Here is a 24,815-nt window from a genome sequence, read left to right as displayed (position 1 = left end):
TGCGCAGGTCAGGCGTCTTCCGGGGCGGTAAGCACCCAGGGGCCGTCGTCGGTGATCGCGACTGTGTGCTCCCAGTGGGCCGCGCGGGAGCCGTCGGCCGTGACGACCGTCCAGCCGTCGTCCAGCTCGCGGGTCTCCCCGCCGCCGCCGGTCAGCATCGGCTCGATCGCCAGGGCCATGCCGGGCTTCAGCCGCGGGCCCTTGCCCGGCTTGCCGACGTTCGGCAGGAACGGGTCCATGTGCATCTGGCGGCCGATGCCGTGGCCGCCGTACTCGACGATCATCCCGTACTCGACACCGTCGTCGCGGCCCGCTCGCTCGGCGGCCGACTGGACGGCGTAGGAGATGTCCGTGAGCCGGCCGCCGGCGCTGACCGCCTCGATGCCGGCCCACATCGCCGCCTCGGTCGCCGCGGACAGCGCCAGGTCGGTGCCGGAGACGTCGCCGATGGCCAGCGTGACGGCGGAGTCGCCGTGCCAGCCGTCGAGGATGGCGCCGCAGTCGACGGAGATGATGTCGCCGTCGGCCAGCACCTGGGTCTTCGCCGGGATGCCGTGGACGATCTGTTCGTTCACCGACGCGCAGATCGACGCCGGGAAGCCGTGGTAACCCTTGAACGACGGCACCGCGCCGGCGTCCCGGATGGTCTGCTCGGCCAGCTCGTCGAGCTCGGCGGTGCTGACTCCCGGGACCGCGGCGGCGCGAACGGCCGCGAGCGTGCGGGCCACGACGAGCCCTGCGGCCCGCATCGCCTGCAGCTCGTCCGGGGTCTTGACCTCGATCATGCGCCCACGCCGGAGCACTTGCAGAACACGCAATCCTCCGAGATTCACGTGCGGTCGCGCAGCGCTTTCAGCACCCGGCCGGAGATCTCTTCGACACTGCCGACACCGTCGACGGTCACCAGGATGCCGGCGTAGTACTCGAGCAGCGGCGCGGTGTCCGAGACGTAGATCTGCTGACGGCGGCGGATGACCTCTTCGGTGTCGTCCGCGCGGCCGCGCGACATGAGCCGCCCGACCACGACGTCCTCCGGCACCTGCAGCTGGATCACGGCGTCGAGCGAGACGTCGGCGTCGCCGAGGATCTCGCCGAGGACCTCGGCCTGCTTGGTGTTGCGGGGGAAGCCGTCGAGCAGGAAGCCGGCCTTCGCGTCCGGCTCGGCGAGCCGCTCGCGGACCATCTCGTTGGTCACCGAGTCGGGCACGAGCTCGCCCGAGTCCAGGTAGCGCTTGGCCTCCTGGCCGAGCGGGGTCTCCTGGCCGACGTGGGCGCGGAAGAGGTCGCCGGTCGAGATGTGCGGGATCCGCAACTGCTCGGACAGCGCCACCGCCTGCGTACCTTTGCCCGCGCCGGGCGGACCCACGAGAACCAGCCGCGTCACTTCAAGAACCCTTCGTAGTTGCGCTGCATCAGCTGGCTTTCGATCTGCTTCACGGTGTCGAGCCCGACACCGACCATGATCAGCACAGCCGTGCCACCGAACGGGAAGTTCTGGTTGTTCCCGCTACCGGTCACCGACAGGAAGAAGTTCGGGAGGATCGCGATGATGCCCAGGTACAGCGAGCCCGGCAGGGTGATCCGGCCGAGGACGAAGCTCAGGTACTCCGCGGTGGGCCGGCCCGGGCGGATGCCCGGGATGAAACCACCGAACTTCTTCATCTCGTCCGCACGCTCGTCCACGTTGAACGTGATCGTGATGTAGAAGTACGTGAAGAAGATGATCAGCGCGAAGTACAGCGCGATGTGCACCCAGCTGGACTGGTTCACGACGTAGTTCTTGATGAAGACCTGCCAGCCGGAGTTGGCGTTCTGGTCGCCGACGAGGCGGCTGATCAGGTCCGGCAGGTACAGCAGGGAAGACGCGAAGATGACCGGGATGACGCCGGCCTGGTTCACCTTGATCGGCAGGTAGGTCGACGTGCCGCCGTACATCCGGCGGCCGATCATGCGCTTGGCGTACTGCACCGGGATCCGGCGCTGCCCCTGCTCGACGAAGATGACGCTGGCGATGATCACCAGGCCGAAGACGCAGATCATCGTCAGCGCGATGCCACCACCGTTGCTGAGGATGTTGCCGCCCTCGACCGGGATGCGCGCCGCGATGTTCAGGAAGATCAGGACGGACATGCCGTTGCCGACGCCGCGTTCGGTGATCAGCTCGCCCAGCCACATCATGACGGCGGTGCCCGCGGTCATGGTGATGACGATGATCGCCAGCGAGTAGACGCTGTTGTCCGGGATGATCGGCGAGTCGCAGTCCGGGAAGAGCTGCTTGCGGTCCGCGAGCGCGACCACGCCGGTGGCCTGCAGGATCGCCAGCGCGACCGTCAGGTACCGGGTGTACTGGGTCAGCTTGCCCTGGCCGGACTGCCCTTCCTTCTTCAGCTCCTCGAACCGAGGGATGACGACGGTCAGCAGCTGGATGATGATGCTCGCCGTGATGTACGGCATGATGCCGGTCGAGAAGAGCGACAACTGGAGCAGCGCACCACCGCTGAACAGGTTCAGCAGCTGGTAGACGCCCTCCTGCTGCGCCTGGGAGCTGCATGCCTGGACGGCAGCGTACGAGATACCGGGGGCCGGAATGGTCGCACCGATTCGGTAAACCGCGACGATGGCTAGCGTGAACAGGATCTTCTTGCGTAGATCCGGCGTCGCGAGAGCCGAGCGGAAGGCGCTGAGCACGCGGGGGACCTCCTCGGCGTCGTCGGCTGTCCTAACCGACGATCGGCTTGGCCGGCACGGGGGCCGGCAGGAACACACAGCACTACTGGCAGGCAAGCCAGGAACGCTTCGGGGCACACTCGTCCCGAAGCGTGTCGCCGACTCTAACAGCTTCACAGGGCGTGTCCGCAGTCCGTGTGCGTTTTCCGTACCAAGGTTGCTCCGGCGGGTTGATCCACATCGCCGGGTCGGCCGTAACCCTTGACACATTCCCCTGCGGTGGGGGCAAATCCGGGGCCGTGCGGGTCACGCGTTCGAGGTCGCGAGGACCCCGGCGAGGCCGACCAGGACCACCCCGGTGCCGCGGTCGACGCGGCGCCGCGCCCGCCGGGTCAGCTTGATCGACTTCAGCCCGGCGCCGACGGCTACGTAGACCGAGCCGGCCAGGAGCTCGGCCAGCAGGTACACCGCGCCGAGCAGGGCGATCTGGGCCGGAAAGGATCCGTGACCTGCGTTGATGAACTGCGGGACGAACGCGGTGAAGATGAGGATCGCCTTCGGGTTGGTGATCGCGACGCCGAACTCCTTGCGCGCGACCCGCCACGCGGACCGCGGTTCGGCGACCTCCTCGGCGACCGCTCGTTCGCCTCGGAACGTCGACCACAGCAAGCGCAGGCCGAGGTAGAGCAGGTAGGCGGCGCCGGCCCACTTGATGATCGTCAACGCGGTCTCGGACGCGGCCAGCAGCTGCCCCAGCCCGGCCGCGACGGCCGTGATCAACAGCGTGAACGCGGCCAGCCGGCCACCCAGCCCGGCGAGCCCGCGGCGAACACCGTGCGTCATACCGTGGTGGAGGCCGAGGAGGTTGTTCGCGCCCGGCGTAAGCGCGATGAGTACGGAAGCTCCGAAGAAAACCCACACACTTTCACCGTAATGACCGCCGCGAGCGAGTTACGGGCGCTGGTCGTCGTCGGGGTCCGGGGGCAGCAGCGTGATGGCGACGCCGGTGGGCGGGGTCGGGGTGTCGGCGTAGGCCAGCGTGGGGTCGGCCCAGTCGTCACCGGTGCTTTGCCGCCAGCTGGGCAGGTAGGCGACGACCGCGGCCACGGCGACCAGCACGGTGGCCAGGATCAGCAGCCACATGCCGAGGGTGGTGACGACTTCCAGCTCTTCGGCGCCGGGGATGTTCGCCCACTCGAACCGGCTCATCCCGATGGTGGTGACCACGCCGGCGGTGAAGACCGCCCCGCCCGCGACCAGCCGCCGGGCGGCGCCGCGCCCCGGCTGCGTGAAGGCGACGAAGGTCGCGGCGAACAGCACGATGACCACGAGGATCAGCGGGATCCCGACGGGCGCGCCCGCCCGCTCGGCGGCTTCCTGCCCGGGCACTTCGATGCGCGTGCCCCAGACGGTCTGGGTCATCGACACCTGGGCCTCGTAGGACGGCCGGCGGAGGCTGAGCTGCTGCTGGACCCGGAACAGCGGGAGGAAGAGCCCGCCGATGGTCATCAGCGCGGCGATGGCGGTGAGGACGGGTGGGAGGAGGAGCCGCCAGGGTGCCGGGGGTTCGGCCGGTTCGGTCGGCTCGGCGGCTTCGGCGGCCTCTGAGCTCTCGGCGGCCTCTGCGGTCGGCGGGGGCGTTGGGGGTGGTTGCGCAGGCAGGCCGGGTAGCTCCGCGACCGGGAACGGTGCTGGTGGCGAAGGCTGTGCGGGGTCGGCCGGGAAGGCCGGCGGTGCTGGTGGCGGAGGCGGTGTGGCGTCGATCGGGAAGGTCAACGGCGGGAGCTGCTCAGCCGCGGGCCTCGAAGCTTCGACGGGGAAGTTCAGCGGCTCCCCCGGCGACGCGACATCGGCTGTCCTCGAAGCTTCGACCGGGAAGTTCAGTGGCTCCCCCGGCAGCGCGACATCGGCTGTCCTCGAAGCCTCGGCCGGGAAGTTCAGCGGCTCCCCCGGCGACGCGAGCCCCTCCCCCGGCGGCCCGACATCCGCAGACCGCGGCACCTCCACCGGGAAGCTCAGCGGTGATCCCGCTCCCGGCTCCACACCCTCCGGCCGCGGGGCTTCCACCGGGAAGCTCAACGGCGACTCGGCATCGGCGGCGGGCGGGCCCGGCCGGTCCGGCGGCTCCTGCGACGGTCTGTCCACCTGATGATCCTCCGTCCGGATCCGCGCCGCGGCAAGGAACCTGTCCGGTCGGGTGGCGAACCCCCGGAACGCCGAAGGCCCGCCTGGCGGACCAAGCGGGCCTTCGAACGGGGTACCGCTCAGTTGGTGGTGGCGGAGCCACCGGCCGCTTCGAGCTTCTCCTTGGCGGAGCCGGAGAAACCGTCGGCGGTCACGTCGAGCTTGACGCCGTCGACGTCACCGTTGCCGAGCACCTTGACGAGCTTGCCCTTGCGGACGAGCCCCGCCGCGGCGAGCTCTTCGTTGCCGACCTTGCCACCGTCCGGGAAGACGCGGGCGATGTCGCCCACGTTCACCGGCTGGTACTCGGTGCGGAAGCGGTTCTTGAAGCCGCGAAGCTTCGGGAGCCGCATGTGGATGGGCATCTGCCCACCCTCGAACCCGGCGGGCACGTTCTTCCGGGCCTTGGTGCCCTTCGTACCGCGACCGGCCGTCTTGCCCTTCGAACCCTCACCACGGCCGACGCGCATCTTCTCGCGCTTCGAGCCCGGAGCCGGGCGCAGGTGGTGGATCTTGATGGCCGTCATGCCTGGACCTCCTCGACCTCCACCAGGTGGCGGACGGTGTGGATCAGGCCGCGCACCTGGGGGGTGTCTTCACGCACGACGCTCTGGCGGATCTTGCGCAGCCCGAGGGTGCGCAGCGACTCGCGGTGAGCGTGCTTCGTGCCGATCTTGCTCTTGACCTGGGTGACCTTGAGCTGAGTCATGTCAGACCCCCTGCCCCGCGCGCTGGCGCAGCATCCGGGCCGGAGCGACGTCCTCGAGCGGGAGACCGCGGCGGGCCGCGACCTCTTCGGGACGCTGCAGACCCTTCAGGGCCGCCACGGTCGCGTGCACGATGTTGATCGCGTTGTCGGAGCCGAGCGACTTCGACAGCACGTCGTGGACGCCCGCGCACTCCAGCACCGCGCGCACCGGGCCACCGGCGATGACCCCGGTACCGGCGGACGCCGGACGGAGCAGCACCACACCGGCGGCTTCCTCACCCGTGATCGGGTGGGGGATGGTGCCGCCGACGCGGGGGACGCGGAAGAAGTTCTTCTTCGCTTCCTCGACGCCCTTGGCGATGGCCGCGGGAACTTCCTTGGCCTTGCCGTAGCCGACGCCGACCTGACCGTCACCGTCACCGACGACGACGAGGGCGGTGAAGCTGAAGCGACGACCACCCTTGACGACCTTGGCGACGCGGTTGATCGTCACGACCTTCTCGAGGTGCGGGGTCTTGTCCTGGCCGGCCCCGCCACGGCCGCTGTCGCGCCGGTCCCGGCCGCCACCGCGACGGTCATTGCGGTCGTTGCCGCCCTGCCCGCCGGGTCCGCCCTGTCCGCCGCCGAATTGCCGTGTACGTCCCGGCATCAGGCATTCCTTCCGTTAACAAGCTTCTGCATCGTCAGAACTCCAACCCCGCCTCACGGGCGGCGTCGGCGAGCGCGGCGATGCGGCCGTGGTAGGCGTTGCCCCCACGGTCGAACACCACAGCCGAGATCCCGGCGTTCTTGGCCCGAGCGGCGACGAGTTCCCCGACCTTGGCGGCCTTGGCCTTCTTGTCGCCGTCCAGCGCCCGAACGTCCGCCTCGACGGTGGACGCCGACGCCAGCGTGTGGCCGACCAGGTCGTCGATGACCTGCACGGCGATGTGCCGCGAAGACCGCTTGACGACCAGGCGCGGACGCTGTTCGGTGCCCGAGACCTTCTTGCGGAGCCGGAAGTGCCGACGGGCCTTCGCAACGCGGCGGCGGGTCGAGATGTCCTTGCCCACCGGCTTGCGCTTCGTAGTCGTGTCGCTCATGATCACTTACCCGTCTTTCCGACCTTGCGGCGGATCTTCTCACCCTCGTACCGCAGGCCCTTGCCCTTGTACGGGTCCGGGCGCCGCAGCTTGCGGATGACGGCCGAGATCTGGCCGACCTTCTGCTTGTCGATACCGGACACCGAGAACCGGGTCGGGGTCTCCACCTTGAAGGTGATGCCCTCCGGGGCCTCGATCTTCACCGGGTGCGAGTAGCCCAGGGCGAACTCGAGGTCCGAGCCCTTGGCCTGCACGCGGTAACCGACACCGTGGATCTCGAGCTTCTTCTCGTAGCCGGCGGTGACGCCCACCACGAGGTTGTTCACCAGCGTGCGGGTGAGGCCGTGCATGGCCTTGCTGTAGCGCTCGTCGTCCGGGCGCTTGACCAGCAGGGTGCCGTCCTCATCGCGCTCGACCGTGATCGGCTCGGCGATGGTGTGCTCCAGGGTCCCCTTGGGGCCCTTGACGCTGATGCGCTGACCGTCGATGGTCACCTCGACCCCGGAGGGGACGGCGACCGGCAGCTTTCCGATGCGTGACATGTCTGTGCCCCCTTCCTTACCAGACGTAGGCGAGGACTTCGCCGCCCACGCTGTTGCGCTTGGCCTGACGGTCCGTCTGCAGCCCCGAAGACGTCGAAAGGATCGCGACGCCGAGGCCACCCAGAACGGACGGCAGTTCGGTCGATTTTGCGTAGACCCGCAGGCCGGGCTTGGACACGCGCCGGAGGCCGGCGATGCTGCGCTCACGGTTGGGGCCGTACTTGAGCTCGACGATCAGGTTCTTGTGCTTCTCGCCCGGCTCGTCGCGGTAGCTCGCGATGTAACCCTCACGCTTGAGGATCTCCGCGATGTTCGCCTTGAGCTTCGAGTGGGGAAGCACGACCTCGTCGTGGTACGCCGAGTTCGCGTTACGCAGACGGGTCAAGAAGTCTGCGATCGGGTCGGTCATCGTCATGGTGACCTGTCAACCTTTCTCGCCTGGTTCCCCGCCACCCGGAGTACGGGCGGCGGGGCCTGTGGCGAAGTGGGAGTTAAAGAAACGCTTTTACCAGCTGGACTTGCGGACCCCGGGCAGCTCGCCCGCGTGCGCCATCTCGCGAAGGCAGATCCGGCAGAGCCCGAACTTGCGGAACACCGCGTGCGGGCGGCCGCACCGCTGGCAGCGGGTGTAGCCGCGCACGGCGAACTTCGGCTTCTTCGCGGCCTTGTGGACCAGTGCTTTCTTGGCCATCGGCTCAGTTCTCCTTGAACGGGAAGCCGAGCTTGCGCAGCAGCGCCCGGCCCTCGTCGTCGTTCGTGGCGGTCGTGACGACGGTGACGTCCATGCCGCGCGGGCGGTCGATGGAGTCGGGGTCGATCTCGTGGAACATCGACTGCTCGTTGAGACCGAACGTGTAGTTGCCGTGGCCGTCGAACTGCTTGGGCGAAAGCCCGCGGAAGTCGCGGATACGCGGCAGCGCGATGGTCAGCAGCCGGTCGAGGAACTCCCACATGCGGTCGCCGCGCAGCGTGACGCGCGCGCCGATCGGCTGACCCTCGCGGAGCTTGAACTGCGCGATGGACTTGCGGGCCTTGCGGACCTCGGGCTTCTGGCCGGTGATCAGGGCGAGGTCCTTGACCGCACCCTCGATCAGCTTGCTGTCACGGGCGGCGTCGCCGACACCCATGTTCACGACGACCTTCACGACGCCCGGGATCTGGTGGACGTTGGTGAAGGAGAACTCCGCCTGAAGCTGGCCCTTGATCTCTTCGCGGTAGCGCACCTTGAGGCGCGGCGCGACCTTCTCTGCGGTGGTCATCAGATGTCCTTACCGTTCCGGCGCGAGATCCGGACCTTCTTGCCGTCCTCGCCGATGCGGTAACCCACCCGGGACGGCTTGCCGTCCGCGTCGACGACCATCACGTTGGAGACGTGGATCGGGGCCTCCTGCGTGACGATGCCGCCGGACTGCGCACCGCGCTGGGTCTGGGTGATCCGCGTGTGCTTCTTGATCCGGTTCACGCCCTCGACCAGCACGCGGTCGCGCTCGGGGTAAGCCTGGATGACCTTGCCCTTGGCGCCCTTGTCCTTGCCGGCGATGACGACGACCGTGTCGCCCTTCTTCACCTTCATCACAAGACCTCCGGCGCGAGCGAAATGATCTTCATGAACTTTCGGTCGCGCAGCTCGCGGCCCACCGGGCCGAAGATGCGGGTGCCGCGGGGCTCGTTGTCGTTCTTGATGAGCACGGCGGCGTTCTCGTCGAACCGGATGTAGGAACCGTCCGGACGACGACGCTCCTTGACCGTGCGGACGATGACGGCCTTGACGACATCGCCCTTCTTCACCCCGGCAGCCGGGATGGCGTCCTTCACGGTGGCGACGATGATGTCGCCGATGCCGGCGTAGCGCCGCCCGGAACCACCGAGAACGCGGATGCAGAGGATTTCCTTCGCACCCGTGTTGTCGGCTACCCGAAGCCGCGACTCCTGCTGGATCACGTCAACTCCTGTATGTCGCGCCGGTTCTCGCCCGCTTGTGAGGTTTCACGGTTCGTGAGCCTCACAGTGGCGAGCCTTGCGGAACTAAAGACTCTCGATGAGAGCCCTGCTTACTTGGCCTTCTCCACGATCTGCACCAGGCGCCACCGCTTCGTCGCCGACAGCGGGCGGGTCTCCATCAGGGTGACCCGGTCGCCCACGCCCGCCTCGTTGTTCTCGTCGTGCACCTTGACCTTGGTGGTGCTGCGGAGAACCTTCGAGTAACGGGGGTGCTTCTTGCGGTCTTCGAGCTCGACCACGATCGTCTTGTTCATCTTGTCCGAGACGACGTAGCCCTCGCGGACCTTGCGGTCGTTCCGGGCCGGCGTCTCGGTGGTGGGCTCGCTCATGCGGCACCTTCACTCTCGGCGTCGGGGGCAACGGACAGGCCGAGTTCGCGCTCGCGCATGACCGTGTAGATCCGCGCGATGTCCGTGCGGACGGTGCGCAGACGGCGGTTGTTGTCGAGCTGCCCGGTCGCCATCTGGAAGCGGAGGTTGAAGAGCTCCTCCTTGTATTCCTTCAGACGCAGGACGAGCTCTTCCGCGGTGAGCTCACGCAGCTCCGATGCCAGGGCACCAGCGTTCGCCATCAGAACTCACCACCTTCACGGGTCACGATGCGGCACTTCATGGGCAGCTTGTGGATCGCGCGACGGAGCGCCTCGCGGGCGGTCTCCTCGTTCGGGAACGAGATCTCGAACATGACGCGGCCCGGCTTCACGTTGGCGATCCACCACTCGGGCGAACCCTTACCGGAACCCATGCGGGTTTCGGCCGGCTTCTTCGTCAGCGGACGGTCCGGGTAGATGGTCGTCCACACCTTGCCGCCACGCTTGATGTGACGGGTCATGGCGATACGAGCGGACTCGATCTGCCGGTTCGTCACGTAGCTGTGCTCAAGCGCCTGGATGCCGTACTCGCCGAAGCTGACCTTCGTGCCACCCTTGGCGGCGCCGTGGCGCTTCGGGGAGTGCTGCTTCCGGTGCTTGACCCTGCGCGGGATGAGCACGTCTCAGCCCTCCGTCTTTTCTGCGGTCTCGGTGGCCGGGGCCGCCTCGGTCGTGGCGGCAGCGGCGGCGCGACCGGCTTCGGTCGAGGTGGCGGTCGTGCCCGAGGCGCCGGAACGACGCGGACGGGACGGCCGGTCGCTGCGCTCGCGACGCGGCGCGCGCTCGGCGGCGTCACGGGCTTCGCGGGCCTTCAGGCCACCGACGAGCTCACCCTTGTAGATCCACACCTTGACGCCGATGCGCCCGAACGTCGTCTTGGCCTCGAAGAAGCCGTAGTCGATGTCGGCGCGCAGCGTGTGCAGCGGGACCCGGCCGTCGCGGTAGTGCTCGGAGCGGGACATCTCGGCACCGCCGAGACGACCGCCGCACTGCACGCGAATGCCCTTGACCTGCGGCGAGCGCATGGAGGTCTGGATCGCCTTCCGCATCGCGCGGCGGAACGCCACGCGGTTGGAAAGCTGCTCCGCGACCGCCTGGGCGACCAGCTGGGCGTCGGCCTCGGGGTTCTTGACCTCGAGGATGTTCAGCTGGACCTGCTTCTTGGTCAGCTTCTCCAGCGCGCCGCGGATCCGGTCGGCCTCCGCGCCGCGGCGGCCGATGACGATGCCCGGCCGGGCGGTGTGGATGTCGACGCGGACCCGGTCACGGGTGCGCTCGATCTCGACCTTGGAGATGCCGGCGCGCTCCATGCCGGTGGAGAGCAGCTTCCGGATCTTGACGTCCTCGGCCACGTACTCCGCGTACTGCTTGTCCGCGTACCAGCGCGACTTCCAGTCCGTGGTGATACCCAGGCGGAAGCCGTGCGGGTTGATCTTCTGGCCCACTACCGGCCACCTGCCTTCTTCTTGCTCTGCGCCTTCTGCGCAACGGCCGGACGCGACTCCACCTCGACGGTGATGTGGCTGGTCCGCTTGCGGATCCGGTACGCGCGGCCCTGGGCCCGCGGACGGATGCGCTTGAGGGTCGGGCCCTCGTCCGCGTACGCGTTCTTGACCCAGAGGGTGTCCGGGTCCAGCTGAAGGTTGTTCTCGGCGTTGGCCACGGCGCTGGCGAGCACCTTCGCGACCGGCTCGCTGGCCGCCTGCGGGGCGAACCGGAGCACGGCCAAGGCATCGGCGGCGCTACGTCCCTTGATGAGCTCGATCACCCGGCGCACCTTGGTCGGCGAGTCCCGGACGAAGCGAGCCCGCGCGTACGCCGTAGGCAGTTCAGCCTCGGTCGTCACGTCGTTCTGGGCGTTCATCGCTACTTCCTGTCTGGTTTCGTGCCCGCTCAGCGGCGGCGCGACTTGCGGTCGTCCTTGATGTGACCCTTGAAGGTCCGCGTCGGGGCGAACTCGCCCAGCTTGTGACCCACCATGGCCTCGGTGACGAACACCGGGACGTGCTTGCGGCCGTCGTGCACGGCGATCGTGTGACCCAGGAAATCCGGGATGATCGTCGAGCGTCGCGACCAGGTCTTGATGACGGTCTTCTTGCCCGATTCGTTCAGCGCGTCCACCTTCTTGAGCAGGTGGTCGTCCACGAAGGGGCCCTTCTTGAGGCTACGTGGCATGTTGTTCTACCTCCCTGCTCAGCGCTTGTTCTTGCCGGTACGCCGGCGGCGGACGATGAGGGCGTCGCTCGGCTTGCGCCGGCGCGTGCGACCCTCGGGCTTACCGTTCGGGTTGACCGGGTGGCGACCACCGGAGGTCTTACCCTCACCACCACCGTGCGGGTGGTCGACCGGGTTCATGACGACACCACGGACCGTGGGGCGCTTGCCGCGCCAGCGGTTACGACCCGCCTTGCCCCAGTTGATGTTGGCGTGCTCGGAGTTGCCGACCTCGCCGACCGTGGCGCGGTTGCGCACGTCCACGTTGCGGATCTCGCCCGAGGGGAGACGCAACTGGGCGTACGGACCGTCCTTGGCGACGAGCTGCACCTTCGCGCCCGCGGACCGCGCCATCTTCGCGCCGCCACCGGGGCGGAGCTCGATCGCGTGGATCACGGTGCCGACCGGGATGTTGCGCAGCGGCAGGTTGTTACCCGGCTTGATGTCGGCCCGGGGGCCGTTCTCAATCGTGTCACCCTGGCGCAGCTTCTCCGGCGCGATGATGTAGCGCTTCTCGCCGTCGGCGTAGTGCAGGAGCGCGATGCGAGCGGACCGGTTGGGGTCGTACTCGATGTGCGCGACCTTGGCGGGGATGCCGTCCTTGTCGTTACGACGGAAGTCGATGACGCGGTAAGCACGCTTGTGGCCGCCACCCTTGTGCCGGGTGGTGATCTTGCCGGACGAGTTGCGACCGCCCGAACCGCTCAGCGGACGAAGCAGCGACTTCTCCGGAGTGGAGCGGGTGATCTCGGCGAAGTCCGAGACGCTCGAACCGCGACGACCCGGGGTCGTCGGCTTGTACTTGCGGATGCCCATTGTCAGCTCAGTCCTTTACGCGGTGGGTCCGCCGAAGATCTCGATCGCCTTGCTCTCGGGCGAAAGAGTCACGATGGCGCGCTTGGTGTCCTTGCGCTTGCCGAAGCCTGCGCGAGTCCGCTTCCGCTTGCCCTGGCGGTTGGCCGTGTTGACGCTGACCACCTTGACGCCGAACACCTTCTCGACCGCGATCTTGATCTGGGTCTTGTTGGCGTCCGGGCGGACGATGAACGTGTACTTGTGGTCCTCGAGCAGCCCGTAGGACTTCTCGGAGATGACCGGCGCGAGCAGGATGTCGCGGGGGTCCGGAATGGCGACCGAACTCACTTCTCGTCACTCCCTTCCGTGACCTCGCCCGACCGCGCGGAAGCCTTGACGGTCTTGCCGCGGACGGGGCCGGCGACGAACACGTCGTACGCGGCCTTGGTGAACACGACGTCGTCGTTGACCAGCACGTCGTAGGTGTTGAGCTGGTCGGCCCAGAGCAGGTGCACCTCGGGCAGGTTCCGCAGGGAAACCCAGCTCAGCTCGTCGTCCCGGTGCAGCACCACGAGCACGCGCTTCGCCTGCGTCACGGCGGCGAGCACGGTCTTGGCGGCCTTGGTCGACGGCTTCTCGCCGGTCACCAGCTCGGTGACGACGTGCAGCTGGCCGGCGCGGGCCCGGTCGGAGAGGGCGCCACGCAGGGCGGCGGCCTTCATCTTCTTCGGGGTGCGCTGGGTGTAGTCGCGCGGCGTGGGGCCGTGCACGACGCCACCACCGGCGAACTGCGGCGCGCGGGTCGAACCCTGGCGGGCACGGCCGGTGCCCTTCTGGCGGTACGGCTTCTTGCCGCCACCGCGAACTTCACCACGGGTCTTCGTGTCGTGCGTGCCCTGGCGCGCGGCGGCCAGCTGGCCGATCACGACCTGGTGCATCAGCGCGACATTGGCCTGCACGTCGAAGATCTCCTCGGGGAGGTCCACGGTGCCGTCGGCTTTACCGGCCGGGGTCTTCAGCTCGACGCTTGTCATTCGGAGTTACCACCCTTCGCGGCGCTGCGAACGAACAGCAGACCGCCCTTGGGACCGGGCACGGCGCCCTTGATCAGCAGCAGGCCGTCCTCGGCACGCACGGCGTGCACGGTCAGGTTCTGCGTGGTGACCCGGTCGTTGCCCATCCGGCCCGCCATGCGCAGGCCCTTGAAGACGCGGCCGGGGGTGGCGCAGCCACCGATGGAGCCCGGCTTGCGGTGCACGGCCTGGGCACCGTGGCTCGCGCCCTGGCCCTTGAAGCCGTGGCGCTTCATGACACCGGCGTAGCCCTTGCCCTTGCTGGTACCGGTCACGTCGACCTCGACGCCGGCGGCGAACACCTCGGCGGTGATCTCCTGGCCGACCTCGTAGGTCTCGGCGTCGGTGGTACGCAGCTCCGCGAGGAAGCGCCGCGGGGTCACGCCCGCCTTGTCGTAGTGGCCGGTGCGCGGCTTGTTCACCTTGCGCGGGTCGACCGCGCCGAACGCCAGCTGCACGGCCGTGTAGCCGTCCTTGTCCTGAGTCCGAACCTGGGTCACCACGTTCGGACCGGCCTTCACGACGGTGACCGGGACAACCCGGTTCTGCTCGTCGAAGACCTGGGTCATGCCGAGCTTGGTGCCCAGGATGCCCTTCATCTGCCTGTCAGACATGAGTCTCTTATCTCCGCCGCTCGCCCAACGCTTACTGGATGTTGACGTCGACGCTCGCCGGCAGGTCGATGCGCATGAGCGCGTCGACCGTCTTCGGCGTCGGGTCGAGGATGTCGATCAGACGCTTGTGCGTGCGCATCTCGAAGTGCTCGCGCGAGTCCTTGTACTTGTGCGGCGAGCGGATGACGCAGTAAACGTTCTTCTCGGTGGGCAGCGGCACCGGCCCGACGACCCGGGCGCCGGTGCGCGTGACCGTTTCCACGATCTTGCGCGCCGAGGTGTCGATCGCCTCGTGGTCGTAGGCCTTGAGCCGGATGCGGATCTTCTGTCCCGCCATGGTGGCTGCTCGTTCCTTGTCGTCTCGTGCCGCTATCTCACAAACCCCGCCGCCGTGTCTCCACTTTGGCCTGGGTTTCCGCAGTTCAACGGCCCTGTCCCCGGTCCACGCGGTCGGGCGTGTCGCGCCCGACGCACAGACGGATCCCGCGGGATCGTCGTCTTGCCTGGTCTTCCTCAACGTGAGGAGGCTATGAGCCGGCTGCGCTTTTGCAAGAACACCGTCTCACTGCCTTTGCCCGCTCGCCTGCAACCCGAAGGAAGAGCTCGGCGGACCGTGGCCACTCGCACCAGGGCGGCCGGACCCTCTCAAGGAAAAACCTCGATGAGGATCGGCCGCCCCAGGACGAGCAACCTGAATAGTGTCGCACACGTGATTTGACGCCCCTGACCCGGGGGTGTATTGCCCCCGGGCCGGGCGTTAAATCACTTGATGATCTTGGTGACCTGACCCGCACCGACGGTGCGGCCGCCCTCGCGGATCGCGAAGCGCAGGTTCACGTCCATCGCGACCGGCTGGATCAGCGCGACCGAGATGTCGGTGTTGTCGCCCGGCATGACCATCTCGGTGCCCTCGGGGAGGGTCACGACGCCGGTCACGTCGGTGGTGCGGAAGTAGAACTGCGGGCGGTAGTTGTTGAAGAACGGGGTGTGACGGCCACCCTCGTCCTTCGACAGGATGTAGACCCGGCCCTCGAAGTCGGTGTGCGGGGTGGTGGTCCCCGGCTTCACGACGACCTGGCCGCGCTCGACGTCCTCACGCTTGATACCGCGGACGAGGAGGCCGACGTTGTCGCCCGCCTGGCCCTGGTCCAGCAGCTTGCGGAACATCTCGACACCGGTGACAGTCGTCTTGGTCGACTTCTCCTTGATGCCGACGATCTCGACCTCTTCGTTGACGTTGACCACGCCACGCTCGATACGACCGGTGACGACGGTGCCGCGACCGGTGATCGTGAAGACGTCCTCGATCGGCATGAGGAACGGCTTGTCGAGCTCGCGCACCGGGTCCGGCACGTTGTCGTCGACAGCGGTCATCAGCTCGAGAACGGCGTCAGCCCACTTCTCGTCGCCCTCGAGCGCCTTCAGGCCCGAAACGCGCACGACCGGCGCGTCGTCGCCCGGGAACTCCTGCGAGGACAGCAGCTCGCGGACCTCCAGCTCGACGAGCTCGAGGATCTCCTCGTCGTCGACCATGTCGGCCTTGTTCAGCGCGACCACGATGTAGGGCACGCCGACCTGGCGGGCCAGCAGCACGTGCTCGCGGGTCTGCGGCATCGGGCCGTCGGTCGCGGCGACCACCAGGATCGCGCCGTCCATCTGGGCGGCACCGGTGATCATGTTCTTGATGTAGTCCGCGTGACCGGGGGCGTCGACGTGCGCGTAGTGACGCTTCTCGGTCTGGTACTCGACGTGCGAGATGTTGATCGTGATGCCGCGCTGCTTCTCTTCGGGCGCGTTGTCGATCTGGTCGAACGCACGCGACTCGTTCAGCTCGGGGTACTTGTCGTGCAGAACCTTGGTGATCGCCGCGGTCAGAGTGGTCTTACCGTGGTCGACGTGACCGATGGTCCCGATGTTGACGTGCGGCTTGCTCCGCTCGAACTTCGCCTTCGCCACTGGAATGTCCTCCTGGACTGATTTCGCTTTGTGCTCGGGGGGCAGCGTGGCTGCCGCCCCCCGAATGTTCCTTCGTCGGTGCTAGCGGACGTTCAGGAGAGTTCCTTAACTGCCCGCGCGCGGTGGGGGAGTTACTCCCCCGTCGCCTTCGCGATGATTTCCTTCGCGACGTTCGCGGGAACCTCGGCGTAGGAGTCGAACAACATGGAGTAGTTCGCCCGGCCCTGGGTGCGGGACCGGAGGTCACCGACGTAGCCGAACATCTCCGACAGCGGGACCAGCGCCTTCACGACGCGGATGCCCGCCCGCTCCTCCATGGCCTGGATCTGACCACGACGGGAGTTGAGGTCACCGATGACGTCACCCATGTAATCCTCGGGCGTGGTCACCTCGACCGCCATCATCGGCTCCAGGATCACGGGGTGGGCCTTCTTCGCGGCTTCCTTCATCGCCATGGAACCGGCGATCTTGAACGCCATCTCCGAAGAGTCGACCTCGTGGTACGCACCGTCCAACAGGGTGAACTTCAACCCGACGAGCGGGTAGCCGGCCAGGACGCCGTACTGCATCGCGTCCTGGGCGCCCGCGTCGACCGACGGGATGTACTCCCGCGGCACACGGCCACCGGACACCTTGTTGTCGAACTCGTAGAGCGCGCCGTCGGTGCGCTCCAGCGGCTCCAGCTTCACGATGACCTTCGCGAACTGGCCGGAACCACCGGTCTGCTTCTTGTGAACGTAGTCGAGCTTGTCGACCGTCTTCTTGATGGTCTCCCGGTAGGCGACCTGCGGCTTACCGATGTTCGCCTCGACCTTGTAGTCGGACTTCATCCGGTTCACCAGCACCTCGAGGTGCAGCTCGCCCATGCCCGCGATGATCGTCTGGCCGGTGTCCTCGTCCAGCTTGACCTGGAACGTCGGGTCCTCTTCGGCCAGCTTCTGGATCGCCAGGGACAGCTTCTCCTGGTCGGCCTTCGTCTTCGGTTCGATCGCGACCCGGATGACCGGCTCGGGGAACGTCATCGACTCCAGCACGATCGGGTTCTGCGGGTCCGCCAGGGTGTCACCCGTGGTGGTGTCCTTCAGCCCGATGACCGCGTAGATGTGGCCGACCTGGGCGTCGTCGACCGGGTTCTCCTTGTTGGAGTGCATCTGGAAGATCTTCCCGATGCGCTCCTTGCGCTCCTTGGTCGCGTTGACGACCTGAGCGCCGGCGGCGACCTTGCCCGAGTACACCCGGATGTAGGTCAGCTTGCCGAAGAACGGGTGCGCGGCGATCTTGAACGCGAGCGCGGCGAACGGCTCGTCGACCGACGCCTTGCGGGACGCCACGGTCTCGCCGTCGGGCAGCAGGCCCTCGACGGCCGGGACGTCCAGCGGGGTCGGCAGGTAGTCGATGACCGCGTCGAGCATGGGCTGCACGCCCTTGTTCTTGAACGCGGAACCGGCCAGCACCGGGAAGACCTGGCTGGTGATGGTGAGCTTGCGGATGCCGGCCTTGATCTCGGCCTCCGTCAGCTCCTCGCCCTCCAGGAACTTCTCCATCAGCGCGTCGTCCGCCTCGGCGACGGTCTCGACGAGCTTCTCGCGGTACTCCGCGGCCAGCTCGGCCAGCTCGGCCGGGATCTCCTCGACGGAGTAGTCCTCGCCCTTCTGGACCTCGCCACGCCAGGTCAGCGCCTTCATGCGGACCAGGTCGACAACGCCTTCGAAGTCGTTCTCGGCGCCGATCGGCAGCTGGATGACCAGCGGGCGGACGCCGAGGCGCTCCACGATGGTCTTCACGGTGTAGTAGAAGTCCGCGCCCAGCTTGTCCATCTTGTTGACGAAGCAGATGCGCGGGACGTCGTACTTGTCCGCCTGCCGCCAGACCTGCTCGGACTGCGGCTCGACGCCTTCCTTGCCGTCGAAGACGGCGACCGCACCGTCGAGCACCCGCAGGTTCCGCTCCACCTCGACGGTGAAGTCGACGTGCCCGGGGGTGTCGATGATGTTGATCTGGTGGTCGTCCCAGAAGGTGGTGGTGGCAGCCGAGGTGATGGTGATACCCCGCTTCTGCTCCTCCTCCATCCAGTCCATGGTGGCGGCGCCGTCGTGGACTTCACCGATCTTGTAGTTGACCCCGGTGTAGAACAGGATCCGCTCGGTGGTGGTCGTCTTGCCGGCGTCGATGTGGGCCATGATGCCGATGTTGCGGACCTTGTTCAGGTCGGTCAGCACGTCACGTGCCACGAGAGTGTTCCCCTGTTCTCATGCTTGGGGCCCGGCATGGCTTGGTCGACAGCCGGGCGGTCATCACCAGCGGTAGTGCGCGAAGGCCCGGTTGGACTCGGCCATCTTGTGCGTGTCCTCGCGACGCTTCACGGAGGCACCGAGGCCGTTGGAAGCGTCCAGGAGCTCGTTCTGCAGGCGCTCGATCATCGTCTTCTCGCGGCGAGCCTGCGAGAAGGAGACCAGCCAGCGCAGGGCCAGCGTGGTGGAGCGGCCCGGCTTGACCTCGATCGGCACCTGGTAGGTGGCGCCACCGACGCGGCGGCTCTTCACCTCGATGGTGGGCTTCACGTTGTCGAGAGCGCGCTTCAGCGTGACGACCGGGTCGGTGCCCGTCTTCTCGCGAGCGCCTTCGAGCGCGCCGTACACGATGCGCTCGGCCAGGGACCGCTTCCCGTCCTTCAGCACCTTGTTCACCAGCTGGGTGACCAGCGGGGAGGCGTAGACGGGGTCGGAGATCAGCGGCCGCTTCGGGGCCGGACCCTTGCGGGGCATTAGCTCTTCTCCTTCTTCGCGCCGTACCGGCTGCGCGCCTGCTTGCGGTTCTTCACACCCTGGGTGTCGAGAGAACCGCGGATGATCTTGTAACGGACACCCGGAAGGTCCTTCACACGACCACCGCGCACGAGCACCATCGAGTGCTCCTGCAGGTTGTGGCCCTCACCGGGGATGTAGGCGGTGACCTCGATGCCGCTGGTCAGCTTCACACGCGCGACCTTGCGCAGCGCCGAGTTCGGCTTCTTGGGGGTCGTGGTGTACACGCGAGTGCACACGCCACGCCGCTGCGGGCTCCCCTTGAGGGCCGCGGTCTTCTGCTTGGCAGCCTTGTCCTGGCGGCCCTTGCGGACCAGCTGCTGGATCGTGGGCAATGGACCAGCTTCCTGTCGTGATCTGCTTCTTCGTGTCTTCACCGGCCCCCGCGGTCGGGCGTGTCGGCCCGCGTCACGGTCTGACGACCGGTAACTTCCCGTAGGGATTTTCCGTCGGAACCCCGACCTGCCGAAGCCGGTGACCGGGTGCCTGAGCACCCCGCCCATGCCGCACGGCACGCGGAGCGGCCCGACGCCTGCCGGGCACGGTCTCCAAAGATACCCGCCCGGATCCGGGACGAACGCGGCGGGGGGTCCGAAGGGCGGCGAACTTCCAGCGTACCTCTGAACGCCGCCACCGCGCGGGACATTCCACCGGGTGGCGCGCTGGTCACCCGGTGGTCCGGGAACCGCGCCACCGCGGGAAAACCCTCCGCCGCGAAACCGCGGCGGACACCGGTCGCAGTGGTTTCAACGCACCGCGTCCGGCCGCCATTCCCGCCGCAGCCGGCTCACGTACCCAGACAGTCGGTTCGCGTACCCAGACAGTCGGTTCGCGTACCCAGACAGTCGGCTCACGTACCCAGACGGTCGGTTCGTGAGCCGACCCTCCAGGTACGTGAGCCGACCCTCCAGGTACGTGAGCCGACCTTCCGGGTACGCGGGTTCCACGCCGGACGAGCCCCCTCCTCCGGCGCGGGACTCAGTCCTCGTCGGGCTTCGCGTGGTCCGGCTTACCCGGGTTCGGGTCGCGCGAGAGGTCGATCAGCGGGTGCACCCCGGCTCCCTCGGGGGCCGCGTGGCTACCGGTCTTCTTCGATTCTTCGTCGGGCCGCTCGGCCCCTTCCGTGCTGCTCATCACGCACTCCTAGCGTTCTTCCCCATGCTTCCCCTTGCGGCCGCAACCTACCCATTACCCGGTCGGGTGACGCAGTGGGACCGGATCGTCCGTTCCGTGCGTCACACTGTCGCCGAGGCGTCACGATGGGTGCGTCAGGCACCGGGCGAGCGGAGGAGATCAGGGCATGTCGGCCGAGTTCGAGCAGCTGGTGACCGAGTACGAGCGGTTCCAGGCGAGCGTGCGGCACGTCGACGACCGGTTCGCCGGCCTCGGCGCGATGCAGCAGCAGCTGACCGAGCTCCAGGCGAGAGCGTCCTCTCCGGACGGTGGCGTGACGGTGGTCACCGGGCCCGGCGGCGCGGTCCTGGACGTCAAGTTCACCGAGGCCGCGCTCGCCAAGGGCGCGCAGGCGCTGTCGGCGACGTTGCTGGCGACGCTGCGGGAAGCCGTCGGCGAGGCGGCGCGGCGGCAGGCCGTGATCGTCCAGGAGCACATGGGTGACGACCTCGGCCTGGTCGACCAGGTCCTGGAGACCCAGGCGGCGGCGTTCGGAACCACGGTCGAGGAAATGCGGTCGAAGCTCGAGGAAGAGACGCCCCGGCGGGAGCGGCCCCCTGCGTCCGAGGACTTCTCGGAGCACCGGGTGCTGCGCCAGGCGGACGCTCCCCCGCCGCCGGCGCCGCCCGCGAGCGGGGGCTCCGCGGGCGACTCCTTCCTCCGCAACCTGTTCGACGAGGAGGACTGATGCCCGACGGAGCCGGCGGTTACCAGGTCCAGGTGGACGCGCTGCACGAATACGTCGGTGACCTGGGCAAGTACCGGGACCAGGGCACCAAGATCACGGAGAAGGTGGGCCAGGCCGACGTCGGCGACAAGTCGTGGGGCGTGGTCGGCGTCTTCACCAAGGGCGGGTACGACGACACCCTGCGCGAGCTGCAGGAGCTGCTCGGGTCGATCGCCGACGGGCTGACCTCGGCGCAGGCCAAGCTCACCGACGCGGCGAACGTCTACCAGGGTGTCGAAGACGACCACAAGACGTTCTTCGGCCAGGTCGAGGTCCTGCTCGACGGCCCGGGCAAGCCGAAGCACTGAGGGGGACGGCATGGCAGAGGTGGCAGACGTCGCGGGCGGGATCACCGTCAAGCCCGACGACCCGAAGACCGTGCTCGGGGTCAACGTCGACAACGCGGTGAAGGCGACGCCGTTCGTCGGCAGCGCGGTCACCGTCGGCAAGGACGCCGTGTCGGTGAAGAACGCGGTGTTCGCCCCGCAGAAGGACGGCGCGGACATCACGCTGGCGCTCGGCACGATCGCGACCGACACGGCCGGCTTCATCCAGTCGAGCTCGAGCACCATCACCGACATCGCGACCGACCCGCTCGGCTGGCTGGTCGGGCAGGGGCTGAACTTCCTGGTCAACGCGGTCCAGCCGATCCAGGACGCGATCCACTTCGTCAGCGGCGACGGCCCGGCGCTGGGTGTCGCGGCGGAGAACTTCGGGGCGATCGCCACCGGGCTGGACAAGCTGGCGGCGAACTTCGCCGACGTCACCGACGACGCGCTGAAGAACTGGCAGGGCGACGCGAGCAACGCGGCGAAGACGGCGCTGGGCGAGTTCGGGCACGGCATCGAAGGGGTGGCCGGGAAGTCCGGTGACCTCGCCCGGATGCTGCAGCTCAACAGCATGCTGATGAGCTTCGTCGAGGACCTGATCAAGGCGATCCTCACCGAGTTCGTCACCTGGCTGATCATGCTGTGGGTGCCGGCGCTCGCGGCCGCGGTGCCGACCTGCGGCGCCTCGCTCTCGGCCGCCGCCCCGGTGTCCGAGGCCAAGGCGGCCCAGACCACCGCGAAGACGACGCAGAAGGTGTCCAAGCTGCGCGAGCTCCTGCAGAAGGTGCTCGACTGGCTGAAGAAGCTGCAGGCGAAGCTCGCGCAGACGAAGCTCGGCAAGTCGCTCACGAAGATCGCGAAGGAGAACGAGGGCAAGGACCTCCTCCAGAAGGCCGTCGGCGACAAGGGCATGATCGGCAAGCGCTGGGCGAAGGCCTTCGAGAACCCGGTTCTCGACGCCGCGGGCAAGGTCGACTACACGAAGACGATGCTCAAGAACGGCTTCACCGAGTCCCTGAAGAAGGGCGGCGAAGCGGCGGTCAAGGGCGTGCTCGGCTACAACCCGGCCAACCCCGGCGACAACCCGGCCAAGACGGTGAACGACCACCTCGGCAAGCTCAACAGCCACGTCAAGAACGCCAAGAAGGCGAGCGACCACGACGGGACGGGCCGCGACCAGTCCGTCGAGGAAACCCGCGAAGACCTGGACTTCTGACGTGGAAACGCTTTTTGTGATCGGCCTGCTCGTGGTGGTGGCCGCGATCGCCGCGGCGATCTGGTGGCGCTCGCAGAAGAAGTTCGCCACGAGCCGGGAAGAGCACTGGTTCAAGGCGTTCGCGGCCGAACGGCGCGGCACGTTCCACAGTGGATCCGGTGCCGCCCCGGCGCCGTCGTTCGGCGTGGTCCACCCGACCGGGCGACCGCTGGCGGACTGGCCGCAGGAGACGTGGGTCGAGTTCCGCCTCGGCGACCGGCCGGTGCTCGCGATCGACACCCAGGAGTCCTACCGGCACTTCGACGACCACACGTACTTCCGCGACGTCCACGTCACGCAGGTGCGGGTGCCGCCGTGCCCGGAGCTGCGGATCGTGCCCGGCAAGACGCTTGTGATGCCGACCCTGCCGCCGGATTCCCGGCTGGCGGAGGAGCTGGCGCGGTGGCTGGCGGCGAACCCGCGGTTCTCGGGGCGGGACGTGGTGGTCGAGCACGGGTCGGCGCGGACCTGGGGGCAGGGGTGCGCGACGCGGGAAAACGTCACGGCCGAGGCCGGCTACCTCGCCGAGCTGGCCGACACACTGCCCGCGGTGTTGTGGGCGCACTCACCGCGCTGAGCGGCTAGCGCCGGCGCGTCGTCAGGTGGGTGAGGCCCGCCGAGAGGGCGAACACCAGGCCGAGCCCGACGACGTACGGGCCCGCCAGCAGCGCAAAACCCGCGCCGATGTTGGCGTCCGGCTGGTCGGACGTGGCCCGGAAGCCGATCGCGCCCACGGACAGGAGGATCGCGCCCGCCGTGATCAGCAGGACGGCCACCACCGTGAGGCGCTTCGTGACAGGCGTCATGGGATCCATCGTGCCCGGGGCCGGCGGAATTCGCTGGACAGCGTCCCCAGGATGGGGACGTGGAGTGGACCATCACCGAGGTGCCCGTCGAGCACCCGGACGCCGTCGCGGTCATGCGTGAGTACATGGACGAAGTCGCCTCGCGCTACTACGGGCGGCCGATCACCGAAGCCGAGCTGACGCGGTACGTGGCCGAGGAGCCCGGCACCGATCTGGCCGCCCCCACCGGGGCGTTCCTCGTCGGCCGGCGGGACGGTGTGGTCGCGGGCTGCGCCGGGACGCGGGTCGTCGCGCCGGGGGTCACCGAGCTGACGAAGGTGTTCGTCAAGCCGGCCCACCGCGGCACGGGTGGCGGGCCGGCGCTGGTGGCGGCCGCGGAGGCCGCCGCACGCCGCCTCGGCTCGGGCCTCATGCGGCTCGACACCCGCCACGACCTCGTCGAGGCCCGCGCGCTCTACACGAAGACCGGCTACGCCGAAGTCGAGCCGTTCAGCACCGGGCAGTTCGCCGAGCACTGGTTCGCGAAGGCCCTCAGCTGAGCCGTCCGGTGCACGAGGCGACGTCGCCGGGGGCGGACTTCTGCGTGGTCACCACCCGGCCGCCGAGGGAGATCCGGCACTCGACCGCGCCGCTCCCCTGCCCCAGCAGCTGGACCGACCCGGCCGACGGCCACGAGAACTCCTTCCGCCACGGCAGCGCGACGTTCAGCTCCTGGTGCACCAGGCCGAGGCCGTTCGAGTCGTAGACGACGGTGGCGGTGCCGCTGCCCGCCAGCTCGTACGTCACCTGGTAGCCCGCCGGCGCCGGCGGGTTCGAGGTGGAGGTCACCGTCGCCATGATCGTGCGCGGCGGGACCGAAGACAGCGACGGCTCACCGACCACCGCGACCGCCGGGGACGACGGCGGCGAACCGTCGTCGCCGAGGATGAAGATGCCCGCGACGACCGCCGCGATGGCGATCACCGCGATGCCGAGCCTGCCGGCCAGCTGCCGGTTCATGGGGACTCCAAGGGAAAAGGGCGGCCCCCGGTCCGGGGGCCGCCCCGCGGGTCAGAAGGAGGGCAGCAGCTTGCCCGGGACACCGTTGACGGACTGGATCAGGCCGAGCACCGGGACGCCCAGCGGCGCGAACGTCCAGATGTTGTCGAGGCCGCTGGTGTCCGGATCGTCGACCACGACGACTCCGGGGGCGTCGGCCGCCAGCGCCGGCCCGGCCGCGCCGAACAGGGCGGCACCGGCGAGGACCGCGGCACCGGCCGCGCGGACGAGGGTCTTCTTCATGGTTCCCAACCTTTCTGTGGTGTCTTCAGGAAACAGCGGTGATGAGGTCGAACACCGGCGCGAGCAGGTCGACCGGCTGGCCGATCGGCCCGAGCACACTGCCGAGGTCGACCCCGGGCACGAGCCAGACCGGGCCGTCGGTCGGGTCGGCACTGGCGACACCGGCGGCCAGGCCGGTGAACGCCGTCGCCGCGACGAGCGGCAGCAGCACGCGGGCAACAAGACGCTTCATG

General features: G+C 68.3%; 40 protein-coding genes. 5 read left to right on the top strand and 35 right to left on the bottom strand.

Translation table 11 applies throughout. The features are described 5' to 3' along the window. Positions 1 to 8: 8 nt before the first annotated feature. From map to ACIA5G_RS03480, 31 genes are all read right to left on the bottom strand, one after another. Complete coding sequence (gene map, locus ACIA5G_RS03630) at positions 9 to 785, bottom strand: type I methionyl aminopeptidase (protein WP_395920643.1); 777 nt, start codon at positions 783 to 785, stop codon at positions 9 to 11. Positions 786 to 829: 44 nt separating this feature from the next. Then, positions 830 to 1,384, bottom strand: coding sequence for an adenylate kinase (locus tag ACIA5G_RS03625; protein WP_395920642.1), 555 nt, complete (start codon positions 1,382 to 1,384; stop codon positions 830 to 832). Continuing rightward, positions 1,381 to 2,688 (bottom strand): preprotein translocase subunit SecY, encoded by a 1,308-nt coding sequence (gene secY, locus ACIA5G_RS03620; RefSeq protein WP_395920641.1) that lies wholly within the window; start codon positions 2,686 to 2,688, stop codon positions 1,381 to 1,383. Before secY ends, ACIA5G_RS03625 begins: the two co-directional genes overlap by 4 nt. A gap of 285 nt (positions 2,689 to 2,973) precedes the next feature. Continuing rightward, entirely contained in the window at positions 2,974 to 3,588 is a 615-nt protein-coding gene (locus ACIA5G_RS03615; protein WP_395920640.1) for a LysE family translocator, read from the bottom strand. 30 nt (positions 3,589 to 3,618) lie between these two features. Beyond that, positions 3,619 to 4,812: a hypothetical protein gene (locus ACIA5G_RS03610; protein WP_395920639.1), complete on the bottom strand. Its 1,194-nt coding sequence runs from the start codon at positions 4,810 to 4,812 to the stop codon at positions 3,619 to 3,621. A 119-nt stretch (positions 4,813 to 4,931) separates the two neighbouring features. After that, the gene (gene rplO, locus ACIA5G_RS03605; RefSeq protein ID WP_395920638.1) at positions 4,932 to 5,378 is read right to left on the bottom strand and encodes a 50S ribosomal protein L15; all 447 of its coding nucleotides are present in this window, start codon (positions 5,376 to 5,378) and stop codon (positions 4,932 to 4,934) included. Beyond that, positions 5,375 to 5,560 carry a 50S ribosomal protein L30 gene (gene rpmD / locus ACIA5G_RS03600; protein ID WP_020643215.1) on the bottom strand — a complete coding sequence of 62 codons (186 nt, stop codon included), beginning with the start codon at positions 5,558 to 5,560 and terminating at the stop codon, positions 5,375 to 5,377. The genes rplO and rpmD overlap by 4 nt, the downstream gene beginning before the upstream one ends. 1 nt (position 5,561) lies before the next feature. Then, positions 5,562 to 6,209 carry a 30S ribosomal protein S5 gene (gene rpsE, locus ACIA5G_RS03595; protein ID WP_103342416.1) on the bottom strand — a complete coding sequence of 216 codons (648 nt, stop codon included), beginning with the start codon at positions 6,207 to 6,209 and terminating at the stop codon, positions 5,562 to 5,564. A gap of 34 nt (positions 6,210 to 6,243) precedes the next feature. Then, a complete protein-coding gene (gene rplR, locus ACIA5G_RS03590; protein ID WP_395920637.1) occupies positions 6,244 to 6,642 on the bottom strand; it encodes a 50S ribosomal protein L18 in 399 nt (132 codons plus the stop codon). 2 nt (positions 6,643 to 6,644) lie between these two features. Continuing rightward, on the bottom strand, positions 6,645 to 7,184 hold the full coding sequence (gene rplF, locus ACIA5G_RS03585) for a 50S ribosomal protein L6 (RefSeq protein ID WP_395920636.1): 540 nt from the start codon (positions 7,182 to 7,184) through the stop codon (positions 6,645 to 6,647). Between the two features lie 16 nt (positions 7,185 to 7,200). After that, on the bottom strand, positions 7,201 to 7,599 hold the full coding sequence (rpsH, locus tag ACIA5G_RS03580) for a 30S ribosomal protein S8 (RefSeq protein ID WP_247060528.1): 399 nt from the start codon (positions 7,597 to 7,599) through the stop codon (positions 7,201 to 7,203). A 90-nt stretch (positions 7,600 to 7,689) separates the two neighbouring features. Next, positions 7,690 to 7,875 carry a type Z 30S ribosomal protein S14 gene (locus ACIA5G_RS03575; protein WP_284745392.1) on the bottom strand — a complete coding sequence of 62 codons (186 nt, stop codon included), beginning with the start codon at positions 7,873 to 7,875 and terminating at the stop codon, positions 7,690 to 7,692. Positions 7,876 to 7,879: 4 nt separating this feature from the next. Continuing rightward, the gene (gene rplE, locus ACIA5G_RS03570) at positions 7,880 to 8,443 is read right to left on the bottom strand and encodes a 50S ribosomal protein L5 (RefSeq protein ID WP_395920635.1); all 564 of its coding nucleotides are present in this window, start codon (positions 8,441 to 8,443) and stop codon (positions 7,880 to 7,882) included. Then, entirely contained in the window at positions 8,443 to 8,757 is a 315-nt protein-coding gene (gene rplX / locus ACIA5G_RS03565) for a 50S ribosomal protein L24 (RefSeq protein WP_395920634.1), read from the bottom strand. The genes rplE and rplX overlap by 1 nt, the downstream gene beginning before the upstream one ends. Continuing rightward, entirely contained in the window at positions 8,757 to 9,125 is a 369-nt protein-coding gene (gene rplN / locus ACIA5G_RS03560) for a 50S ribosomal protein L14 (RefSeq protein ID WP_004558867.1), read from the bottom strand. The genes rplX and rplN overlap by 1 nt, the downstream gene beginning before the upstream one ends. Before the next feature lie 110 nt (positions 9,126 to 9,235). Continuing rightward, positions 9,236 to 9,514: a 30S ribosomal protein S17 gene (gene rpsQ / locus ACIA5G_RS03555; protein WP_086675499.1), complete on the bottom strand. Its 279-nt coding sequence runs from the start codon at positions 9,512 to 9,514 to the stop codon at positions 9,236 to 9,238. Further along, entirely contained in the window at positions 9,511 to 9,756 is a 246-nt protein-coding gene (gene rpmC / locus ACIA5G_RS03550) for a 50S ribosomal protein L29 (RefSeq protein WP_086675500.1), read from the bottom strand. Before rpmC ends, rpsQ begins: the two co-directional genes overlap by 4 nt. Continuing rightward, positions 9,756 to 10,175, bottom strand: a complete 420-nt coding sequence (gene rplP / locus ACIA5G_RS03545) for a 50S ribosomal protein L16 (protein WP_004558864.1) — start codon at positions 10,173 to 10,175, stop codon at positions 9,756 to 9,758. Before rplP ends, rpmC begins: the two co-directional genes overlap by 1 nt. A gap of 3 nt (positions 10,176 to 10,178) precedes the next feature. After that, the gene (rpsC, locus tag ACIA5G_RS03540; RefSeq protein ID WP_395920633.1) at positions 10,179 to 11,000 is read right to left on the bottom strand and encodes a 30S ribosomal protein S3; all 822 of its coding nucleotides are present in this window, start codon (positions 10,998 to 11,000) and stop codon (positions 10,179 to 10,181) included. Continuing rightward, a complete protein-coding gene (gene rplV / locus ACIA5G_RS03535; protein WP_290060366.1) occupies positions 11,000 to 11,419 on the bottom strand; it encodes a 50S ribosomal protein L22 in 420 nt (139 codons plus the stop codon). The genes rpsC and rplV overlap by 1 nt, the downstream gene beginning before the upstream one ends. Positions 11,420 to 11,448: 29 nt before the next feature. Further along, positions 11,449 to 11,730, bottom strand: a complete 282-nt coding sequence (gene rpsS / locus ACIA5G_RS03530) for a 30S ribosomal protein S19 (RefSeq protein ID WP_003102083.1) — start codon at positions 11,728 to 11,730, stop codon at positions 11,449 to 11,451. 18 nt (positions 11,731 to 11,748) lie between these two features. Then, on the bottom strand, positions 11,749 to 12,585 hold the full coding sequence (gene rplB / locus ACIA5G_RS03525) for a 50S ribosomal protein L2 (RefSeq protein WP_395920632.1): 837 nt from the start codon (positions 12,583 to 12,585) through the stop codon (positions 11,749 to 11,751). Between the two features lie 15 nt (positions 12,586 to 12,600). Continuing rightward, entirely contained in the window at positions 12,601 to 12,912 is a 312-nt protein-coding gene (gene rplW, locus ACIA5G_RS03520) for a 50S ribosomal protein L23 (protein WP_003102087.1), read from the bottom strand. Continuing rightward, complete coding sequence (gene rplD / locus ACIA5G_RS03515; RefSeq protein WP_395920631.1) at positions 12,909 to 13,598, bottom strand: 50S ribosomal protein L4; 690 nt, start codon at positions 13,596 to 13,598, stop codon at positions 12,909 to 12,911. Before rplD ends, rplW begins: the two co-directional genes overlap by 4 nt. Beyond that, positions 13,595 to 14,251 (bottom strand): 50S ribosomal protein L3, encoded by a 657-nt coding sequence (gene rplC / locus ACIA5G_RS03510; RefSeq protein ID WP_395920630.1) that lies wholly within the window; start codon positions 14,249 to 14,251, stop codon positions 13,595 to 13,597. The genes rplD and rplC overlap by 4 nt, the downstream gene beginning before the upstream one ends. 31 nt (positions 14,252 to 14,282) lie before the next feature. Beyond that, positions 14,283 to 14,588 (bottom strand): 30S ribosomal protein S10, encoded by a 306-nt coding sequence (gene rpsJ, locus ACIA5G_RS03505; protein ID WP_003102098.1) that lies wholly within the window; start codon positions 14,586 to 14,588, stop codon positions 14,283 to 14,285. Positions 14,589 to 15,013: 425 nt separating this feature from the next. Further along, positions 15,014 to 16,207 (bottom strand): elongation factor Tu, encoded by a 1,194-nt coding sequence (gene tuf, locus ACIA5G_RS03500; protein ID WP_395920629.1) that lies wholly within the window; start codon positions 16,205 to 16,207, stop codon positions 15,014 to 15,016. Between the two features lie 131 nt (positions 16,208 to 16,338). Then, complete coding sequence (fusA, locus tag ACIA5G_RS03495) at positions 16,339 to 18,438, bottom strand: elongation factor G (protein WP_395920628.1); 2,100 nt, start codon at positions 18,436 to 18,438, stop codon at positions 16,339 to 16,341. A gap of 63 nt (positions 18,439 to 18,501) precedes the next feature. Next, the gene (gene rpsG, locus ACIA5G_RS03490; protein ID WP_003102106.1) at positions 18,502 to 18,972 is read right to left on the bottom strand and encodes a 30S ribosomal protein S7; all 471 of its coding nucleotides are present in this window, start codon (positions 18,970 to 18,972) and stop codon (positions 18,502 to 18,504) included. Next, the gene (rpsL, locus tag ACIA5G_RS03485; RefSeq protein WP_003102113.1) at positions 18,972 to 19,346 is read right to left on the bottom strand and encodes a 30S ribosomal protein S12; all 375 of its coding nucleotides are present in this window, start codon (positions 19,344 to 19,346) and stop codon (positions 18,972 to 18,974) included. The genes rpsG and rpsL overlap by 1 nt, the downstream gene beginning before the upstream one ends. Before the next feature lie 643 nt (positions 19,347 to 19,989). Beyond that, positions 19,990 to 20,145, bottom strand: coding sequence for a hypothetical protein (locus tag ACIA5G_RS03480; protein WP_395920627.1), 156 nt, complete (start codon positions 20,143 to 20,145; stop codon positions 19,990 to 19,992). Between the two features lie 166 nt (positions 20,146 to 20,311). On the opposite strand from ACIA5G_RS03480, the gene ACIA5G_RS03475 reads away from it, so the two are divergent. From ACIA5G_RS03475 to ACIA5G_RS03460, 4 genes are read left to right on the top strand one after another with little or no spacing between them, the layout of a single operon-like run. Further along, a complete protein-coding gene (locus tag ACIA5G_RS03475) occupies positions 20,312 to 20,872 on the top strand; it encodes a YbaB/EbfC family nucleoid-associated protein (RefSeq protein ID WP_395920626.1) in 561 nt (186 codons plus the stop codon). Further along, complete coding sequence (locus ACIA5G_RS03470) at positions 20,872 to 21,219, top strand: hypothetical protein (protein ID WP_395920625.1); 348 nt, start codon at positions 20,872 to 20,874, stop codon at positions 21,217 to 21,219. The genes ACIA5G_RS03475 and ACIA5G_RS03470 overlap by 1 nt, the downstream gene beginning before the upstream one ends. Positions 21,220 to 21,229: 10 nt before the next feature. After that, positions 21,230 to 22,456, top strand: coding sequence for a hypothetical protein (locus ACIA5G_RS03465; protein WP_395920624.1), 1,227 nt, complete (start codon positions 21,230 to 21,232; stop codon positions 22,454 to 22,456). Between the two features lies 1 nt (position 22,457). Continuing rightward, positions 22,458 to 23,072 carry a hypothetical protein gene (locus ACIA5G_RS03460; RefSeq protein ID WP_395920623.1) on the top strand — a complete coding sequence of 205 codons (615 nt, stop codon included), beginning with the start codon at positions 22,458 to 22,460 and terminating at the stop codon, positions 23,070 to 23,072. Between the two features lie 4 nt (positions 23,073 to 23,076). Here ACIA5G_RS03460 and ACIA5G_RS03455 read toward each other — a convergent pair whose 3' ends face one another. Next, positions 23,077 to 23,301: a hypothetical protein gene (locus tag ACIA5G_RS03455; protein WP_395920622.1), complete on the bottom strand. Its 225-nt coding sequence runs from the start codon at positions 23,299 to 23,301 to the stop codon at positions 23,077 to 23,079. 59 nt (positions 23,302 to 23,360) lie between these two features. Here ACIA5G_RS03455 and ACIA5G_RS03450 point away from each other — a divergent pair, with 59 nt between their 5' ends. Next, the gene (locus ACIA5G_RS03450) at positions 23,361 to 23,840 is read left to right on the top strand and encodes a GNAT family N-acetyltransferase (RefSeq protein WP_395920621.1); all 480 of its coding nucleotides are present in this window, start codon (positions 23,361 to 23,363) and stop codon (positions 23,838 to 23,840) included. Here ACIA5G_RS03450 and ACIA5G_RS03445 read toward each other — a convergent pair. From ACIA5G_RS03445 to ACIA5G_RS03435, 3 genes are read right to left on the bottom strand one after another with little or no spacing between them, the layout of a single operon-like run. Continuing rightward, the gene (locus tag ACIA5G_RS03445) at positions 23,833 to 24,300 is read right to left on the bottom strand and encodes a hypothetical protein (protein WP_395920620.1); all 468 of its coding nucleotides are present in this window, start codon (positions 24,298 to 24,300) and stop codon (positions 23,833 to 23,835) included. The genes ACIA5G_RS03450 and ACIA5G_RS03445 overlap by 8 nt on opposite strands. 51 nt (positions 24,301 to 24,351) lie before the next feature. Further along, on the bottom strand, positions 24,352 to 24,582 hold the full coding sequence (locus ACIA5G_RS03440; RefSeq protein ID WP_395920619.1) for a hypothetical protein: 231 nt from the start codon (positions 24,580 to 24,582) through the stop codon (positions 24,352 to 24,354). Positions 24,583 to 24,607: 25 nt separating this feature from the next. After that, entirely contained in the window at positions 24,608 to 24,814 is a 207-nt protein-coding gene (locus ACIA5G_RS03435; RefSeq protein WP_395920618.1) for a hypothetical protein, read from the bottom strand. Position 24,815: the final 1 nt, after the last annotated feature.

Source organism: Amycolatopsis sp. NPDC051758 (genome assembly GCF_044453095.1).
In the GTDB taxonomy this organism is placed as follows: Bacteria; Actinomycetota; Actinomycetes; order Mycobacteriales; family Pseudonocardiaceae; genus Amycolatopsis.
The sequence above is the reverse complement of the archived record's forward strand: the minus strand, read 5'-3'. Positions and strand labels throughout refer to the sequence as shown.